This window comes from Paenibacillus jilunlii (assembly GCF_900102965.1).
GTDB classification, from domain to species: domain Bacteria; phylum Bacillota; class Bacilli; order Paenibacillales; family Paenibacillaceae; genus Paenibacillus_AQ; species Paenibacillus_AQ jilunlii.
This window is the reverse complement of the sequence record NZ_FNGM01000001.1, coordinates 586,818-602,908: the sequence shown is the minus strand read 5'-3', so window position 1 is coordinate 602,908 and position 16,091 is coordinate 586,818. Positions and strand designations below refer to the sequence as shown.

Genomic DNA, 16,091 nt, shown 5'->3' with positions numbered 1-16,091 from the left:
CGCCTTGCACAACCCGGGGAAACATACTATCATGAAAAGGAACATCTATAATAATTGGCATGAATTTATCATTATACTTCATAAGGGGGATATGTGCGCTATGATATTTGAGAACACGGGCCTCGTTGGATTGACAAGCGACCTTCTCTATCTGGACGAAAGCGCGGCCAAAGCCGGATTCATCCGCTGGCAGTGGGAATACTACCGGGCCACCTATGACTGCAAGATCGAGGACAGGCAGAACGGCGGAGAATACTTTTTGCGGATCAACACGCGTGCTGTCGAGGGTAAGCTGGAGAAGTCCGACGCCGTGCTGGCGATTGAAGCCGTCTACTTGGGCAAAGCCACCTTTCCCCATGGCCTGGAGTATGAATCTCCCGTCCCTAAGCCTGTTCTGGATGATGCCGCGAAGCATATCCTTGAACTGAAGGCGCTGCTGGGGGCTTGAGCAGTGTAAAGGGAACGACGAAAAAAAATGTCAGCCTGCCCAAAAGAGGAACGCCCGATTTTCAGCTGCTTATTCTGACTCTCCTGCTCGTCGGCTTCGGATTGATCATGGTCTTCAGCTCCAGCTCCAGCCTGACGCTGGCCAGTGAGAAGTTTGGAAATGATCCCTTTTATTTTGTCAAACGCCAGATCATCTGGGTAGTATTGGGAAGTGTAGTGATGTTCGTGACGATGAATATCCACTACAGTAATTTTAAGAAATGGTATGCCCCAATCTTTATGATCACGCTGGTTCTGCTGCTGTTTGTGGCCTTCGCGGAGAGAATCAACGGTGCCAAAAGCTGGCTCAACATCGGAGGCCTCGGCATTCAGCCCACGGAGCTGGCCAAAATATCCATTATCCTCTATCTGGCTGCCCTGATCTCCAAAAAAGGCGAGCGGCTTAGAGATTTGCGGACAGGTTATATTCCGGTGATGGTGATTGTGGGCATCGTCGCAGGACTCATTATGATGCAGCCGGATTTGGGTTCCTGTATGATTCTGGTGGCCACCAGCGGTCTGGTTATCTACGCCGGGGGGGCCAGCATGAAGCATATAATGGCCTCCATCGCCTTGCTGGTGCTTGGTGTCGGAATTGTTATGGGTGCAAAAGCAGCCATCGATTCCTTATCACCGCCTTCAGAAACGGCGGCGGTCAGCCAGGATTACAAAAAGGACCGGATCAGCGCCTTTATCAACCCGCTTGCTGTCGCTGACGACGCTGGATTTAATATCGTTCAATCCTTGATCGCCTTTGGCGAAGGGGGAACCAACGGTTCAGGCTTTGGACAGAGCATACAGAAGCTGCACTATCTGCCCTATCCATATACTGATTTTATCTTTGCTGTTATCGGTGAAGAGCTGGGATTTATAGGGACCTCCCTTTTCCTGCTGGTCTACCTCTATTTCATCTGGCGCGGCATCCTGATTGCCCTTAGGTGCACCGATCCCTTCGGAACCCTTGTCGGCATCGGGGTCATGGGTCTGATTGCCATTCAGGCCTTTGTCAACATCGGCGGAGTCACCAACACGATCCCGCTTACCGGAGTTACACTTCCATTCATCAGCTACGGAGGTTCCTCACTGCTCGTAACCATGCTCTCCATGGGCATTATGCTGAGCATTTCCAGAGAAACTAACCGGCCGGCCAAAGAGGAGGTAACGAAGTCTGTTACTACGGTTAGACAAGTCCGTGCCCGCTGACGCTACATACGTGCCGGGTTCTTATGCAGTAACCAAAAAGGCAGCCCTGGGATTACCTCCCGGGCTGCCTTTTTGGTTACTTTCTGCAAATTGCCTCGACTGCCAGTGCACCGCTTTACGAAATTTCGTCGTTCTTGAAGGCCACGCCTTCCACCTTGACGTTGACTTCAACAATATGAAGCCCCGTCATGCTCTCCACAGCCTCGCGCACATTCTGCTGAAGCATCCGGCATACCTCGTGAATCGGAGTTTCATACAGAACGATGATGCGCAGGTCTACAGCCGCTTCAAGCTGTCCCACTTCAACAGTAACACCTTTTTGCACGTTTTTGCCGCTGAGCCGCTTGGCCCAGCCCTCGGACAAGCCGCCGGACATGGCCGCGATTCCCGGGGTCTCCAAGGCAGCCAATCCGGCAATCTTCGAGACGACGTCATTAGAGATCCGTATGTTTCCCATTTCCAGTTGAAGTTGTTCCGCCATGCCATAACCCCCCTACACTCATTATCAATTATTGTAATTCGAAAACAGGCTAAAAAGCAAATGACTTTCTTGCATCCCCGTTTACACACCGGAACAATTTGGGTATATTGATTATGAAATCAACCTACATATAGAGACTGGAGTGTGCATTACTTGAAAAAATGGATCTCTCCGGCGCTGCTGGTAATAACCTTTATCCTTAGCGCCATCGGACATTACGCAGACTGGGACCACACCCTGCAATTCGTGCTCTCTGCCATTTCGGTCGTTTTTGTAGCCGGTTTTCTGGGCCGGGCTACAGAAAGTGTAGCCCACTATGCCGGGCAGCGGCTGGGGGGCTTTCTTAATGCCACCTTCGGGAATGCGGCCGAGCTGATCATCGCCTTTTTCCTGGTGAAGGAAGGCCTGTTCGATATGGTCAAGGCCAGCCTCACCGGCTCCATCATCGGCAACCTGCTGCTGGTGCTGGGCCTCAGTATTTTTGCCGGCGGCATGAAATTCAAAGTTCAGAACTTCAATGTTACGCTGGCCGGACTGAATGGCTCCTTGATGATCGTGGCTGTCATCGCCCTCTTTGTACCAGCCATGTTCTTCAACACCCATTCCATCACAGAAAAGGATACCGATGTACTCAGTCTGGTTGTAGCAGGACTGCTGATCGCCGCCTACATGGCCTGGCTGATCTTCTCCATGATTACACACAAAAAGTACCTGGCGGACGTTACGGTAGACAATGAGGAGGAGCTGCCGAATGAGCATAAGCCGGCCTGGTCCATGGGCAGATCGGTTATTTATCTGATCCTGGCAACGGTTATGGTCGCTTTTGTCAGCGAATGGCTGGTCGGAACACTGGAGACGTTAACGGAGCGTTTTGGCTTCAGCGAGCTGTTTGTCGGTGCCTTCCTGGTGGCTATCATCGGGAATGCCGCGGAGCATAGTGCCGCCATTATGCTGGCCATGAAGAACAAAATTGGCGCAGCCGTCGAGATCGCCGTCGGCAGCAGTCTGCAGATTGCCTTGTTTGTGGCCCCCGTCCTGATTTTTGCCAGCTATTTCATGGGCAATACGATGGACATTGTCTTCACCACCATAGAGATTGTCGCGATCGCCGTGTCTGTCTTTATTGCCAAATCCATCATCCAGGACGGTGCAACCAACTGGTATGAAGGCTTGCTGCTGCTGGCCGTGTATATGATTCTCGGAGTTTCTTTCTACCTCGTATAACACAAAAAAGCACATGGCCGGACTTCCATAGTCCCCCATGTGCTTTTTTTTATAAATGATAATAGTGATTACAGCATCTCGCGCTCTTCAGCCTTCTTATTGAGCGCTTCGTACAGTACGGCCAGATTGCGCTCCAGCTCGCTCAGAATGAGCTTGCCTGAAACTTCCGGCACCAGCCCTGCCCTGACCGCAAAATCGACTTCTCTGGAGAACCCGTACATCTGGGTATCGAGCACTTCCTCATAGAGAGGGCAGTAACGGGTAGCCAGATTCTCCATCTGCACTTCGATGAGCTTCTGAATTTTATCGGCATCTTCTTGAAGAAGAGTGACTGCTCTAAGATTAAGCTGTTCCTGCAAATCCGATGAAGTCATGCATTATCCCCCCCATGTCCAAAAGTTACAGCTGCTATTGCTATTTAGTTTAATATTAGTCGAAATCCGAACCCAATACAAGAATGCTGCATATAAAGTCTTTTATTTATAGAAAAAACGCCCTGCCGCAAAGGCAGGACGTCCTACGGAACCATTCGCTTATTCCGCTACCACTGTAAATTTCAAACCATGTTTCGCAAAAACTTCGCTCATTGCCTTCTTGGCTTCCTCAGCATCTGCACCATGAACATGGAGCTCATAGCTTTGGCTGGAGACAAGAGTAGTGAACAGACCGAGAATACTCTTAACATCAATGTACTTGTTGTCTGCCTGAAGAACGATCGATGAGTTGAACTTGCCTGCCGTTTGGGCAATATCCACGATTGCCGCATTGTTACTGGACATAGGAATCCCTCCGCAACTTGATTATGAAGCTTAAGTCTTTTGTAACCAATTCCATGATACATTGAATCCGCTTACTCGCGCAAGGCATTTTCCTGAAACAAGAGAAACGGCTGCTGTGATTACAATTTATTTCAGATTCTCGGGATTCAGACCTTCCAGTTCCGGAAGAACAAAGATCCCATCCTTACGGATCAGCACATCGTCAAAATAGATTTCGCCGCCGCCGTATTCGGGCCGCTGAATCAAAACAAGATCCCAGTGAATCGAGGAACGGTTCCCGTTGTCCGTTACATCATATGCTTGGCCCGGTGTGAAGTGCAGGCTGCCGGCGATTTTCTCATCGAACAGGATGTCTTTCATAGGGTGCAGGATATAAGGGTTGAAACCGATGGCAAACTCGCCAATATGGCGGGCACCCTCATCGGAATCCAGAATTTCGTTCAGCCGCACAGGGTCATTGCTGGTAGCTTCAACAATCTTTCCGTTTTCAAATTTGAATTTCACATTTTCGAACGTCACACCGTTATAGAGCGTTGCGGCATTGTAGCTGATCGTTCCATTGACAGAATCGCGCACAGGAGCACTATAGACCTCACCGTCAGGGATATTCCGCAGTCCGGAACATTTCTCCGCACCAATTCCCTTGATCGAAAAAGCAAGCTCCGTTCCCGGACCCGAAATGCGAACCTTATCCGTTCTGCGCATCAGCTCAGCCAGGGCATCCTGGGCTCTGTCCATTTTGGCATAATCCAGATTGCAGACCTCGAAGTAAAAGTCCTCAAACGCTTCGGTGGTCGTATTAGCCAGCTGTGCCATACTGGCATTAGGATAACGCAGCACTACCCACTTGGTGTGTTTGACGCGTTGTTCGCTATGTACCGGGTGGGAATACAGGGAATTGTAGAGCTTCATATTCTCTTCCGGAACGTCCGAAAGATCGTTCACATTCTCGCCGGCCCGGATACCGATATAGCAATCCATCTGCTTCATACGGTTCAGGTCGATTTCCGCCCAGGCCTCCAGACCTTCCCGGGTAGCATATTTAAGCATGCTGCGCAGAACGGTACGGTCGGTAAGCTGCACAAATGCATGACCGCCCGCTTTGCCTACTTCCTCCACGACAGCTTTGATTAAATCTCTTTCGCTGCCAATCATTTCGACGAGCACATTCTCGCCAGGCTGCACGTTTACGGAGTAGCCTACAAGATTTTCCGCAAGCTTCTGAATCCTCGGATCCTTCATCCTTCTCTCTCTTCCTTCCTCATGCAAATAATAGACATACCGTTATATTGTAGCACGCCCGCAGTGGAGCGCAAGGCATTGGGGATGCTGAAATTCAGCGGTAACCGTAAAAATTGACCTCTGTTAAATAAATTTCCTCTGCACCGCCTGCAGCTGTCCCCTGATTTCCGGAATCATTCACCCGGCGGGTACAGGTCAGGCGTTTCGGGAGATTCCGCTTCGTATCTACCTTCAAGTAGTACACGGTCCGGACAGATACTTCCTTAAGCTTCTGCTGAAGCTCATTATTCTTCTGCTCCCACAGCAATTGCAAGGCCTCTGCTCCCTTACCCGCTTCCTTCCCTTCAGAGCCGGATTTATCCGGACGAATGGCCTCCATCTGCCCCTCAAGCTCAGCAGCCAGCTGCCTGCCCGCCTCCGGTTCACTAAGCTCAATACGAAGCACTCTGGTTCCCCTCGCCGCGCCCGCTTCCTCTGAGACCTCTATCTCAAGCTTCTCCAGATCTTCGAGCTGGCGGAGCGGATTCAGCGCAGGCAGCGGGTTATCCGGCGAGGCGGTGCTGTCTTCCTGCAGCAGCGTCCACCGGCCGTTTTTTTTCTCTAACTGGGTATAATAGGCCGGGGGTGCTGCCGAGCTTGATTTCAGCTTGTTTTCTCCTGCCTGTGCCACCGTCTGCGGTGTGCCGCCATCCGGTAAAAGCGTATGCAAACTAACCTTGTTATGGTCTGAAACCGTCCCCCCATAGTAGAGTGCGGCTTCCGGGGCCGGATTGCCGTCAAGCAGCAGGGAAGATGCCCCCTCAAAGGATACCCCGTCGCTCCCCGCCATCCCGGCCAAAACCAGATGGAGCACCTCTGCAGCGGGTTTGTCATTGATGCGGGTACAGCCGGTATTAAGGAGAGGACCCATCAGCAGGACTGCGCTCAGGATCATCATCCGGCGGATATTAATGGTTCTCATGGACTCAAGCCTTTCGGGTCAAGGTTATGAACATTTCTATAGGATTTCCCGCCGCCCGGGGCTTATGCAAAAAAAGAATCCCCATGGCTTAACGCTTAAGGATTCTTTGTACTGATCTCCGCTAATTTGGTATCGAGCACGACCTGGTTCCTGCCGTTGTTCTTTGCTTCGTAGAGGGCCATGTCCGCCCGGTAGAAGAGCGATTCTACGCTCACCTTATCATCTGTCCAGCTCCACTCTGCAATGCCGCAAGAGACGGTTACACGCGGTTCCGTTTCGCTCATTACCCGCTTGCGGATACGTTCCGCTACAAATACGGCTTGCTGCACGCCAAGCTGGGGCAAATACACCGCCAGCTCCTCCCCGCCCCATCTCGCAGCGATATCCCCTTGACGGATGGAAGACTTGACGATTTCGCTGACCTGTCTCAGAATTTTGTCGCCCCTCTGGTGACCGTAAGTGTCATTCACCATCTTGAACTGGTCGATATCCACGACGATCAAAGAACCGCAGAATTCGGTAATTTGTTTATCCTTGATTACCTCGTCCAGATAATGCCTCGCATATAGACCGGTCAGACTGTCACGGTTGGCCAAACGCCGCACCTCGGCATGCAGACGCGCATTGCCTACAGCAAGTCCGATATGGCCTGCCATGGCCTGGAGCAGCCTGTAACTGTCATATGAGAAAAAATGCGGCTCCAGGGAAGTGAGCATAATCGCCCCACGAACCTCGCCTCCTACATTAAGCGGAGTAGCAATCACTGAGTTCGAACCCGTAGCATCCATCAGCCGTGAATAACTTCCGTCCGCGTTCTTGTAATCCGACAGGATGAGCGCCTCGCCCGTGGTGTATACCTTGCCGCCAAGCCCTTCGCCAATTTCAAGAATCTCACCCTGCAGGGGATGATAGTTGCAGGCGATCGCCTCCAGCCCGCCCTTGTCCTCATTCATATGTAGTATACAGCAGTAATCGGCATCGAACATTTCCAGAAGCTCTTCAAAAGCGAACTGAAAAATATCACCAAGGCGCAGGCTCTGATTCAGCCGCTGGGTAAGCTCATTGCTCATGCGCAGTTCCCGGATCAGCTGATTGGACCGCTCATACAGCTTGGCATTCTCAAAAGCGGTTCCTGCAGTATCGGCCACCATGGAGAGGAAGCGCAAATCCACCTCTGGAAAAGCCGGCTTGTCCATCACCATATGAAATACGCCATAAACCCCCTGCTTGCCGCCAAGGGGAAGGCCAATTTCAACCGAATGGCTGTCCTCGCGTCCGGCATACAGGGATACGCATCCATCTTTGAACGCTTTTGCGCAGACATCATCGTTCCCCCAGCGAAGCGGGAGCGGCTTGACCAGCGGGTTCGCGCTGCGGTGGTCCTGCGACATAAAAAGTTCAAGCCGGGCTCCCGGATACATGGCCGAAATACTGTCGATCACCTCGGTCAGCACAGCATCCACATCAATATTGTCATGCATCCGCTGTACGATCTGGAACAGCAGTGAACGCCGGCTGCTCTCACGCTCCGCATGCAGATGCACCCCAGCCAAATCTGACACAAACATATGCTCAAATCTGCGGTAAAAGCAGGCCTGATAGTGCAGGGACATGGCTTCCGCTATATACAACCCGCCTTGTTCATATTGCTCACGCGGCATCGCGCAGCCAAGGAGCGCAAATATTTCCCCCTGACTGCGTGTGAATACCGGAATGATTAAGAAAGACATTGGGTGTCCGGCAGCCTGTTCATGGATCGCATAAGGCTTCATGAATTGCAGGGAGGCAGCCGCAGCTGCCTCCAACTGTCCTTTCCATTGATCCGCAGTTCCTGCATCCTCTGTAAGATTGATGTATTTCCCTTCAAAATTAAGCACACACCAGTCCCAGGCCCTGGCGAGTTCCGGTCCGCTCTGACCCCGCCACTCCCGGAAACTTTCCGCAATCAGGTTGGCTGCATGGGGAAAATCATATGATACAATATCCGTTTCCCTAAGCCATGCGGCGGGATCTTCGGTATCTCCGCGTGATTGCATAGTGTCCTGTAACAGCACACGATTGTCTTGGCGTCCGTATGCTTCCTGCTCTGACATAAAGAGGATCCCCTTTGCATCTCACACTGGCAGAAATGGCTGTGCCGTCCTCAATAAGATAAAATAGGCGTACCGTTCCAGCGAGAATGAGAAGGATAATTTAACGATTTAAACTTGTAAATTCTTTTATACTAGAAATTTCTTTCCGATAACATCTAATTAACTATATTTTACTCCCTTTCTTTGGGTATTGCATTATATTTTCCTCAAAACCGGGATTTTTTTTAGGACCAAAGAACTAACGACAAAGATAGACAAAATCTCTTTAAAGATGCTCTTGACTTTAGCTGTCGTTTTCATATAATATTTATTGTTGAACAAGACTGTAACAGGTCTTCATTGGGCGTAACGTTGTGTCACCCTCACGCATCTCGTTACTGCCAGGGCAGCGGCTGAACTTCCCCGGCAGTGTGAAACCATCTAACGCTTTCACGGATACGATTTGCGGCGCAAATAGGCCCTACCATGAAATTTCAATTATAAAGGAGTCTACTATAACATGGCACGTTACACCGGACCTAAATTCAAACTCAGCCGCCGTCTGGGCATTTCCCTTAGCGGTACAGGCAAAGACCTGAAACGCCCTTTCCCTCCGGGACAGCACGGCGCTAACCAACGCAGAAAAGTAAGTAACTACGGAATGCAGCTTTTGGAAAAACAAAAACTGCGCCACATGTACGGCTTGGGCGAAAAGCAGTTCAAAACTCTCTTCACCAAAGCACAAAAGCTCCAGGGTATTGCGGGCGAAAACTTCATGTTCCTGCTCGAAAGCCGCCTGGACAACCTGGTATACCGTCTTGGTTTCGCCAACTCCCGCGCTGGTGCGCGTCAGCTGGTATCCCACGGACACGTTACCGTTAACGGCAAAAAAGTCGACATCGCTTCTTACCGCGTAAGCGTGGGCGACGTAATCGGACTTCGCGAAAGAAGCCGCGCTATGGCTTCCATCAAAGAAGCTCTGGAAAACCGCTCCCACCTTCCAGGATACCTGGAATATGCTGATGGCTCTTTCGAAGGCAAATACATTCGTTTGCCGGAACGTGCCGAGCTGTCCCAGGATATCGATGAAAAGCAAATCGTCGAGTTCTACAACCGTTAATATTTCGCTATACAGCGAAAACGTTCAAAGCCCCCAGAGAATTCTGGGGGCTTTTTTCATTGATATTGCTGAGGCTGAGGCGCATTCAAAACCGCCAAATTGTGCTATAATAGTTCCGTTAAAAGGAGGATTAACGTCGATGGTTGAGGAGAACAAAAAGAAGACCGCAAAGCAGCGTCCACCCCGTAGATCCTGGCTCCGCAGGTTCGGTTCCGTCGTGAAGTGGATGTTTATACTCGGCATATTAGGCATTCTGTTTGCCGGCGGTGCTGTTTCTGGATATGTCGCTTCCATAGTGAAGGATGATCCGGTCCGCTCCGAAGAATTGATTCAAAAGGAAGTCAGCCAGAATGCCGTTACCGGCTTTGCGTATTTCCGCGATGGCCAACCGATCGGCCAGCTCCGGACTGAAGAGGACCGCAGGCTTGTAGAGTTCAATAATATCCCGCAGCTTGTGATTGATGCCGTTCTCGCGATAGAGGACAATAATTTCTACAATCATAAAGGGGTCGATTTCAGCGGTACCCTGCGTGCCGTCAAGCAAAAGCTGCTGAATGAATCCGTTCAGACCGGCGGCAGCACCCTGACCCAGCAATTGGCACGGCGCGTGTTCCTCAGCCTGGACCGCACAGAGGACCGCAAGATTAAGGAGATCCTGCTGTCTCTAAGGCTGGAACGGTATTTATCCAAGCAGGAAATTTTAACAGCCTATTTAAATAAGGTTCCTTTCGGCAACGGTTCTAACGGATACAACGTGTACGGTATCAAAGCCGCCGCCAAAGGGATATTCGGACTGGATGACCTGGATAAGCTGAATACGGCCCAGGCCGCATATCTGGCAGGACTTCCCCAGCTTCCTTCTAAATACTCCGCATTTAACGGAGTCGGAGAATTTAATGAAACGGCATTTAACCGTGCCTTGGAACGCCAAAAGCTTGTGCTGCGCCGGATGCTGGAGGAGAATAAGATCACGGTCTCCCAGTACAACGAAGCACTGCAATTTGATATCAAGGGTTCTCTGGCTCCGCACACGAAAAAGGCATATGCTACATATCCTTATCTGATGCTTGAGACCGAGCGCAAGGCAGCCGCGATCCTGCTGTCCCTCAATGAGGGCAAGAATGGTGTAGTTGACCCGAATACCTCATCTTCTGCTGCAGATAACAACACACTGTTCGAGGAAGCGCGCCGGCAGCTGATGACTGGCGGATACCGCGTCTACACGACGATCGACAAAAAAGTATACAGTGCGATGCACAGTGTCTCGGAAGACAGCGGTAACTTCACGAAAGACAGCAAGGCCCGGGGCAAGGAACAGACAGCCGGCATGATGATCAACAACAAAACCGGTGCGATTCTCGGCATGATCGAAGGACGGGACTTCAATATTGAACAGATGAACTATGCTACCCAGATGATACGGCAGCCGGGTTCAACAATGAAGCCCATTGCCGCTTATCTGCCCGCACTGGACGCCGGATTGATTCAGCCTGCAGGCATCCTTGATGATGCGCCGATCATTCTTAAGGATGGCGGCAAAGGCTACCACATTCCGAAGAATGCCAACAACCGGTATCAGGGACTGGTCACAGCCCGCTATGCCCTTAACAAATCCTTGAATCTGCCAGCCCTTAAGCTGTTCAATGAGAAGGTTGGAATCGAAAAAGCATGGGCTTTTTCCAAGAAGCTGGGAATTACCACGATCCAGGATGATGATTATAAAGCACAGACCGGAGTCATCGGCGGGCTCAAGTATGGGGTTACAGTTGAAGATTTAACAAATGCCTATTCCTCAATTGGTAACCAGGGAGCCTTTAATGACGCCTATATGATCGAGAAGATTGTGGACGCTCAGGGCAAAATCATCTATCAGCATAAAGTCAATCCGGAGCAGGTATATTCTAAGCAAACCGCTTATCTTATGACAGATATGCTGCGTACCGTGATAACCAATGGAACCGCAAGCACGGTCAAGAAAAACTACAAACACTTCAAAGATGTGCCTATCGTCGGCAAAACCGGTTCCACCCAAAACTACGGAGATGTATGGTTTATGGGCTACACGCCGGATGTCACACTTGGCATGTGGGTGGGCTATAAGGAACAAATCAATACGCTTCAGGGCGATACCCAGAAACGTCAGGCGCAGACCTTGTGGACCAAAGTAATGAATGCGGTCATTGACAAGCAGCCTGAGCTTTTTGTCACAAAGGAATTTGCCAAGCCTGAAGGCATCGTTAAAAAGACCGTATCCGCCTACAGCGGCAAACTGCCCACTGACTTAACCGACAGGTTCACTACAGATATTTTTAACGTGAAATATGTACCGAAGCAAAGTGATGATGGAATCTCCAGAGCCAAATATATTACTTATAATGGCGTGAATTACCTTCCGCTGGAAGGCACACCTGAGGATTTCCTCAAAGAGAAAATTGTCGTCAAACGCGACAAACCGATCCAGGATCTCGTGAAGGAGCTGCTCGCCGCCTTCAAGTCGATGAGGGAGCATCAATCGCTGCAATACTATATGCCGGAGGATGCGAAATCCGATTTCCCGACCGAGGTTGATCCTCGCGTGGATGACGGCAATGCCCCAACGGCTCCAAGCGGAGTCAATGTCTCATACACTACGGGTAAAGCCGTTATCACCTTTAACCCAAGCGGTTCGCCGGATGTGGTCGGCTACCGCCTGTACCGTTCACTTAACGGAGGAGCGTACAAGAAGCAGGCTATTCTATCCGTCGGCGAAGGAACCACTTTCACCCCCGGCACTCCGTCCAGTGCCAATGCCTCCTTCTATGTGGCTGCGGTGGATGTAGCCGGTCATGAGACATCTTCGGGCAGTGTAGCCGGAGCAGTCACTCCGACACCGGAGACTACGCCGCCGCCGGAAGAGTCTCCTGGTACAGAAGCTACACCAGACCCGGGAGCGCAGCCAGGCAGCACCGAAGATCCCGGCATGGTCATTATTGAGCCGCCGGGATCATCCGATGTCCCAGCCGGTGGAGGCACGAATGCCGCAGGCGGCAGTAATACTGCAGGCGGCAGCAATGCTGCTGGCGGAAATGCCGGCTCCGGAAATACGGGAGCGGAAACTGCAGCACCTTAAATTCAGGTCTAAGGGAAACCGTCAGACCTGCACAGCACAAAAACACCGTTCCCGGATCAATGCCGGGAGCGGTGTTTTTCATACTGCACAAAGTCTATATTAATCCTCGATTGTAGACAAATCCCCCGCAGGAAGATGAAGCTCCCAGGCCTTCAGCACGCGGCGCATGATTTTACCGGAACGGGTCTTGGGCAGCTTCTCCCTGAATTCAATTTCACGTGGTGCTGCATGGGCGGACAAACCTGCTTTGACAAAGGCCGCGATTTCCTCCTTCAGCTCTGCCGTAGGAATATATCCATCCCGCAGGGAAATGAACGCTTTAATAATCTCTCCCCGCATCACATCCGGTTTGCCGATCACCCCGGCTTCAGCAACCGCAGGATGCTCTACCAGCTTGCTCTCCACCTCGAACGGGCCAATCCGTTCGCCGGAGGAATTGATGACATCATCGATCCGGCCCTGGAACCAGAAGTAGCCGTCTTCATCCATATATGCGGAATCACCGGAGATGTACCAGCCGGGAATACGGAAATACTCCTCGTATTTCGCTTGGTTGTTCCATATCTTCCCCATCATGGAGGGCCAAGGCGTTCTAATCGCCAGATTGCCCATTGCATAAGGCGGCAGCAGATTGCCCCGGTCATCCAGAATAGCAGCTTCGATGCCGGGCAGCGGGCGCCCCATGGAGCCGGGCTTAATATCCATCCCCGGATAATTGCAGATCAGTTGGGCTCCTGTTTCCGTCATCCACCAGGTATCATGAATACGCTGCTGATAAAATTTATCGCCCCAGCGCACAACTTCGGGATTGAGCGGCTCTCCTACTGACAGAACATGCCGCAGACTGCTGAGATCGATGTCCTTCAGGCTGGCCTCCCCCGCTCCCATCAGCATACGGAACGCGGTAGGTGCGCTGTACCATACCGTGACCCCAAACCGCTCAATGGTCTTATACCAGTCCTGCGGGCTGAAGCGGCCGCCTCTTACAACATTGGTCACCCCGTTCAGCCAAGGCGCAAAAATCCCATAGGATGTTCCGGTAACCCAACCGGGATCGGCCGTGCACCAATAGACATCGTCAGGGCGCAAATCCAGTACAATTTTGCCTGTATAATAATGCTGGATCATGGCTCTTTGCACATGATATACCCCTTTGGGCTTGCCGGTTGAGCCGGAGGTATAATGCATAATCAGCCCGTCCTCCAGACTCAGCCACTCCGGTTCAAGCTCTGCAGAGGCCGCAGCCATCGCTTCTTCGTAACTGACAAGCCTTTGCCCGCCGTCCGTCAAGCCGCCTACTACAAACACATGCTTAAGCTCCGGCAGCTCGGCTCGTTTGACCCGCTGCAGCAGCTCAGGTGTGGTAATGAGTGCCACTGCACCGCTGTCCTCCAGCCGGTCCTTCACAGCCGTTTCCATAAAAGCCTCAAACAGCGGTCCCGCTACCGCTCCCACCTTGAGAACTCCCAGCAGACTGAAATAGAGCTCCGGCCGGCGCGGCATAAAAATAAACACCCGGTCACCCCGCCCGATGCCATGCTGGCGCAGCACATTTCCGAAACGGTTCGACTGCTCCCGCAAATCTGAGAACGTGTACATTTCTTCCCTCGCGGAATCACTGTAGATCAAAGCGGTGGCTGCTCCACGGCCTTCAAGCACATGCCGGTCAATGGCTTCATGGGCCATATTCACCTTGCCGCTCTCATACCAGGAGAAGCTTTTCTCTACATCCTCCCACCGGAATTCGCTGACTGCCCGGGAATAATCAGCCATGTTGGCCTGCTTTACACGGCCCGGTAAAATTTCGCTGTGAACTTGCCCCATTACTCTTGCCTCCCTCACTTGTTTGATTTAAGCTTTAAGGGTGAGACTCTTCTCTTAAGCAATGCTGTCAATGGATCAAATGTGAAAATTTTATGTCGGACTTAGTATATCACAGGAAGCGGTTACATTCTAGAATATAGTGAATTGAAGGGAGCCTAGCTATGGAGCACCGCAAAATCCCTGTATCCCATACACTTCCACATCACGAAAGTACAATTACCGTTAGCGGACCTTTGTCTCCAGACGCGCTGCAAAGGCTGCAGATGCACCCTGATCTGGACGCCTTCCGTAAACCGCAAGAACAGCTGGAAGCGCTTATAGAGATTGCCGGACTGCCGGAAGGGCGTGTAATTGCCGCTGTTGTTGACCAAATGATCGCAGGCTATGTTACTTTTCACTATCCGGATGAACTGGAGTTATGGTCTCAGGGGGGAATGGAGGATCTGATAGAGCTGGGTGCTGTGGAAGTCGCGGATGGCTTCAGGGGAATGGGGCTTGCGAAGCTGCTGATTAGCAGCGCTTTTGAGCAGGAACAGCTGGAGAACTGCATCGTGTTCACAACCGAATATTACTGGCATTGGGACCTGAAAGGCAGCGGGCTGGATGTATGGGCCTACCGTCAGATGATGGAGAAGCTGATGCAGACGGTAGACATGGTGTGGTATGCCACAGATGACCCGGAGATTTGCTCCCATCCAGCCAACTGCCTGATGGTACGCATCGGGCGGGAAGTCCCGATGTCCTCACAGGAAACCTTTGACAGGGTGCGTTTCAGGCAGCGTTTCATGTACTAGGGGGCATTCTATCGGCCGGAAGAGATTCCTTACATCGCTTTCAGCATGTATTCGAGAATCGCATGGGAGCGTTCCGAGGCCGTAACCGTAAATTCGCGGTAGTTCACATATGCCGATCCGTCTGCTTTGTCCGACATGGAGCGGATAATCACAAAAGGGATCCCATTCATATAGCAGACCTGTGCGACGGCCGCCCCTTCCATTTCCGCGCAGGCTCCATCCAGCTGCTCCCGAAGCTCAGCTACAACGGCTGCACTGGCAATAAATTGATCTCCAGACAGCACAACTCCTGTAATTGACTTCTGTTTCAGCGTCCGGCAGGCTTCTTCGGCTAGCTGCACAAGGGCTGGATCTGCTGGAAAAGAGGACACCTCCTGATACGGAATCACACCCCGCGGGTAGCCTAGAGCGGTGACGTCCATATCATGCTGGATGCAGTGGGATGAAATGACGATATCCCCAATACCTAGCTCCGGATGCACCGCCCCGGCAACACCAGTGAACAGCACACGATCCGCTCCGAAAGCATCAAGCAGAATTTGTGTCGTCACCGCAGCATTGACCTTGCCAACTCCCGATTTGCAGAGAACCACCCTTTTGCCGAATATAGTGCCTGAATAATAGGCAACGCCTGCCTTGACTGTGCTCACCTTATCTTCCATGCTCTCCAGCAGCAGCTTGATCTCCTCGTCCATCGCTCCAATCAAACCTATGATTTCACTCATATGTCCCCTCCTGCGTTTAAGTAAAATACATCTCTATAAAACATAAAAAGCTCCAATAGGAGCTTTCTACG

General features: G+C 51.4%; 14 protein-coding genes. 6 read left to right on the top strand and 8 right to left on the bottom strand.

Annotation, left to right across the window (positions count from 1 at the left end; genetic code table 11):
• Positions 1 to 100: 100 nt before the first annotated feature.
• Together BLQ82_RS02910 and ftsW are read left to right on the top strand one after the other, a co-directional pair.
• Positions 101 to 448 carry a YugN family protein gene (locus tag BLQ82_RS02910; protein WP_062524053.1) on the top strand — a complete coding sequence of 116 codons (348 nt, stop codon included), beginning with the start codon at positions 101 to 103 and terminating at the stop codon, positions 446 to 448.
• Positions 445 to 1,689, top strand: a complete 1,245-nt coding sequence (ftsW, locus tag BLQ82_RS02905) for a putative lipid II flippase FtsW (protein WP_082722699.1) — start codon at positions 445 to 447, stop codon at positions 1,687 to 1,689. Before BLQ82_RS02910 ends, ftsW begins: the two co-directional genes overlap by 4 nt.
• Positions 1,690 to 1,804: 115 nt before the next feature.
• Here ftsW and BLQ82_RS02900 read toward each other — a convergent pair whose 3' ends face one another.
• Positions 1,805 to 2,170, bottom strand: coding sequence for an Asp23/Gls24 family envelope stress response protein (locus BLQ82_RS02900; RefSeq protein ID WP_019911482.1), 366 nt, complete (start codon positions 2,168 to 2,170; stop codon positions 1,805 to 1,807).
• A 153-nt stretch (positions 2,171 to 2,323) separates the two neighbouring features.
• On the opposite strand from BLQ82_RS02900, the gene cax reads away from it, so the two are divergent.
• On the top strand, positions 2,324 to 3,394 hold the full coding sequence (gene cax, locus BLQ82_RS02895; RefSeq protein ID WP_039835356.1) for a calcium/proton exchanger: 1,071 nt from the start codon (positions 2,324 to 2,326) through the stop codon (positions 3,392 to 3,394).
• A 68-nt stretch (positions 3,395 to 3,462) separates the two neighbouring features.
• Here the strand turns inward: cax and BLQ82_RS02890 are convergent, their stop codons facing one another.
• The 5 genes from BLQ82_RS02890 to BLQ82_RS02870 form a co-directional block, all read right to left on the bottom strand.
• A complete protein-coding gene (locus BLQ82_RS02890; protein ID WP_020433007.1) occupies positions 3,463 to 3,768 on the bottom strand; it encodes an Fpa/YlaN family protein in 306 nt (101 codons plus the stop codon).
• Between the two features lie 159 nt (positions 3,769 to 3,927).
• Positions 3,928 to 4,173: an HPr family phosphocarrier protein gene (locus BLQ82_RS02885; RefSeq protein WP_062524052.1), complete on the bottom strand. Its 246-nt coding sequence runs from the start codon at positions 4,171 to 4,173 to the stop codon at positions 3,928 to 3,930.
• 126 nt (positions 4,174 to 4,299) lie between these two features.
• Positions 4,300 to 5,415, bottom strand: coding sequence for an aminopeptidase (locus tag BLQ82_RS02880; RefSeq protein WP_062524051.1), 1,116 nt, complete (start codon positions 5,413 to 5,415; stop codon positions 4,300 to 4,302).
• Positions 5,416 to 5,509: 94 nt separating this feature from the next.
• Entirely contained in the window at positions 5,510 to 6,376 is an 867-nt protein-coding gene (locus BLQ82_RS02875; protein ID WP_062524050.1) for a hypothetical protein, read from the bottom strand.
• A 95-nt stretch (positions 6,377 to 6,471) separates the two neighbouring features.
• On the bottom strand, positions 6,472 to 8,469 hold the full coding sequence (locus BLQ82_RS02870) for a sensor domain-containing diguanylate cyclase (protein WP_062524049.1): 1,998 nt from the start codon (positions 8,467 to 8,469) through the stop codon (positions 6,472 to 6,474).
• 499 nt (positions 8,470 to 8,968) lie between these two features.
• On the opposite strand from BLQ82_RS02870, the gene rpsD reads away from it, so the two are divergent.
• Both rpsD and BLQ82_RS02860 read left to right on the top strand, forming a co-directional pair.
• Positions 8,969 to 9,568 (top strand): 30S ribosomal protein S4, encoded by a 600-nt coding sequence (gene rpsD, locus BLQ82_RS02865; protein WP_025704015.1) that lies wholly within the window; start codon positions 8,969 to 8,971, stop codon positions 9,566 to 9,568.
• 139 nt (positions 9,569 to 9,707) lie between these two features.
• The gene (locus BLQ82_RS02860) at positions 9,708 to 12,677 is read left to right on the top strand and encodes a transglycosylase domain-containing protein (protein ID WP_062524048.1); all 2,970 of its coding nucleotides are present in this window, start codon (positions 9,708 to 9,710) and stop codon (positions 12,675 to 12,677) included.
• A gap of 99 nt (positions 12,678 to 12,776) precedes the next feature.
• On the opposite strand, the gene acsA is transcribed toward BLQ82_RS02860, so the two are convergent.
• Positions 12,777 to 14,501, bottom strand: coding sequence for an acetate--CoA ligase (acsA, locus tag BLQ82_RS02855; protein ID WP_074647690.1), 1,725 nt, complete (start codon positions 14,499 to 14,501; stop codon positions 12,777 to 12,779).
• Positions 14,502 to 14,662: 161 nt separating this feature from the next.
• On the opposite strand from acsA, the gene BLQ82_RS02850 reads away from it, so the two are divergent.
• Positions 14,663 to 15,295 (top strand): GNAT family N-acetyltransferase, encoded by a 633-nt coding sequence (locus tag BLQ82_RS02850; protein ID WP_062524046.1) that lies wholly within the window; start codon positions 14,663 to 14,665, stop codon positions 15,293 to 15,295.
• 29 nt (positions 15,296 to 15,324) lie between these two features.
• On the opposite strand, the gene BLQ82_RS02845 is transcribed toward BLQ82_RS02850, so the two are convergent.
• The gene (locus tag BLQ82_RS02845) at positions 15,325 to 16,020 is read right to left on the bottom strand and encodes a 5'-methylthioadenosine/adenosylhomocysteine nucleosidase (protein WP_062524045.1); all 696 of its coding nucleotides are present in this window, start codon (positions 16,018 to 16,020) and stop codon (positions 15,325 to 15,327) included.
• Positions 16,021 to 16,091: the final 71 nt, after the last annotated feature.

What these genes read in the sequence shown, in the direction of transcription:
- BLQ82_RS02860 (WP_062524048.1), top strand. Translation starts at nt 9,708, where the DNA reads ATGGTTGAGGAGAACAAAAAGAAGACCGCAAAGCAGCGTCCACCCCGT.
- acsA (WP_074647690.1), bottom strand. Translation starts at nt 14,501, where the DNA reads ATGGGGCAAGTTCACAGCGAAATTTTACCGGGCCGTGTAAAGCAGGCC.
- BLQ82_RS02875 (WP_062524050.1), bottom strand. Translation starts at nt 6,376, where the DNA reads ATGAGAACCATTAATATCCGCCGGATGATGATCCTGAGCGCAGTCCTG.
- rpsD (WP_025704015.1), top strand. Translation starts at nt 8,969, where the DNA reads ATGGCACGTTACACCGGACCTAAATTCAAACTCAGCCGCCGTCTGGGC.
- BLQ82_RS02850 (WP_062524046.1), top strand. Translation starts at nt 14,663, where the DNA reads ATGGAGCACCGCAAAATCCCTGTATCCCATACACTTCCACATCACGAA.
- BLQ82_RS02910 (WP_062524053.1), top strand. Translation starts at nt 101, where the DNA reads ATGATATTTGAGAACACGGGCCTCGTTGGATTGACAAGCGACCTTCTC.
- BLQ82_RS02900 (WP_019911482.1), bottom strand. Translation starts at nt 2,170, where the DNA reads ATGGCGGAACAACTTCAACTGGAAATGGGAAACATACGGATCTCTAAT.
- BLQ82_RS02890 (WP_020433007.1), bottom strand. Translation starts at nt 3,768, where the DNA reads ATGACTTCATCGGATTTGCAGGAACAGCTTAATCTTAGAGCAGTCACT.
- BLQ82_RS02880 (WP_062524051.1), bottom strand. Translation starts at nt 5,415, where the DNA reads ATGAAGGATCCGAGGATTCAGAAGCTTGCGGAAAATCTTGTAGGCTAC.
- BLQ82_RS02885 (WP_062524052.1), bottom strand. Translation starts at nt 4,173, where the DNA reads ATGTCCAGTAACAATGCGGCAATCGTGGATATTGCCCAAACGGCAGGC.
- BLQ82_RS02870 (WP_062524049.1), bottom strand. Translation starts at nt 8,469, where the DNA reads ATGTCAGAGCAGGAAGCATACGGACGCCAAGACAATCGTGTGCTGTTA.
- BLQ82_RS02845 (WP_062524045.1), bottom strand. Translation starts at nt 16,020, where the DNA reads ATGAGTGAAATCATAGGTTTGATTGGAGCGATGGACGAGGAGATCAAG.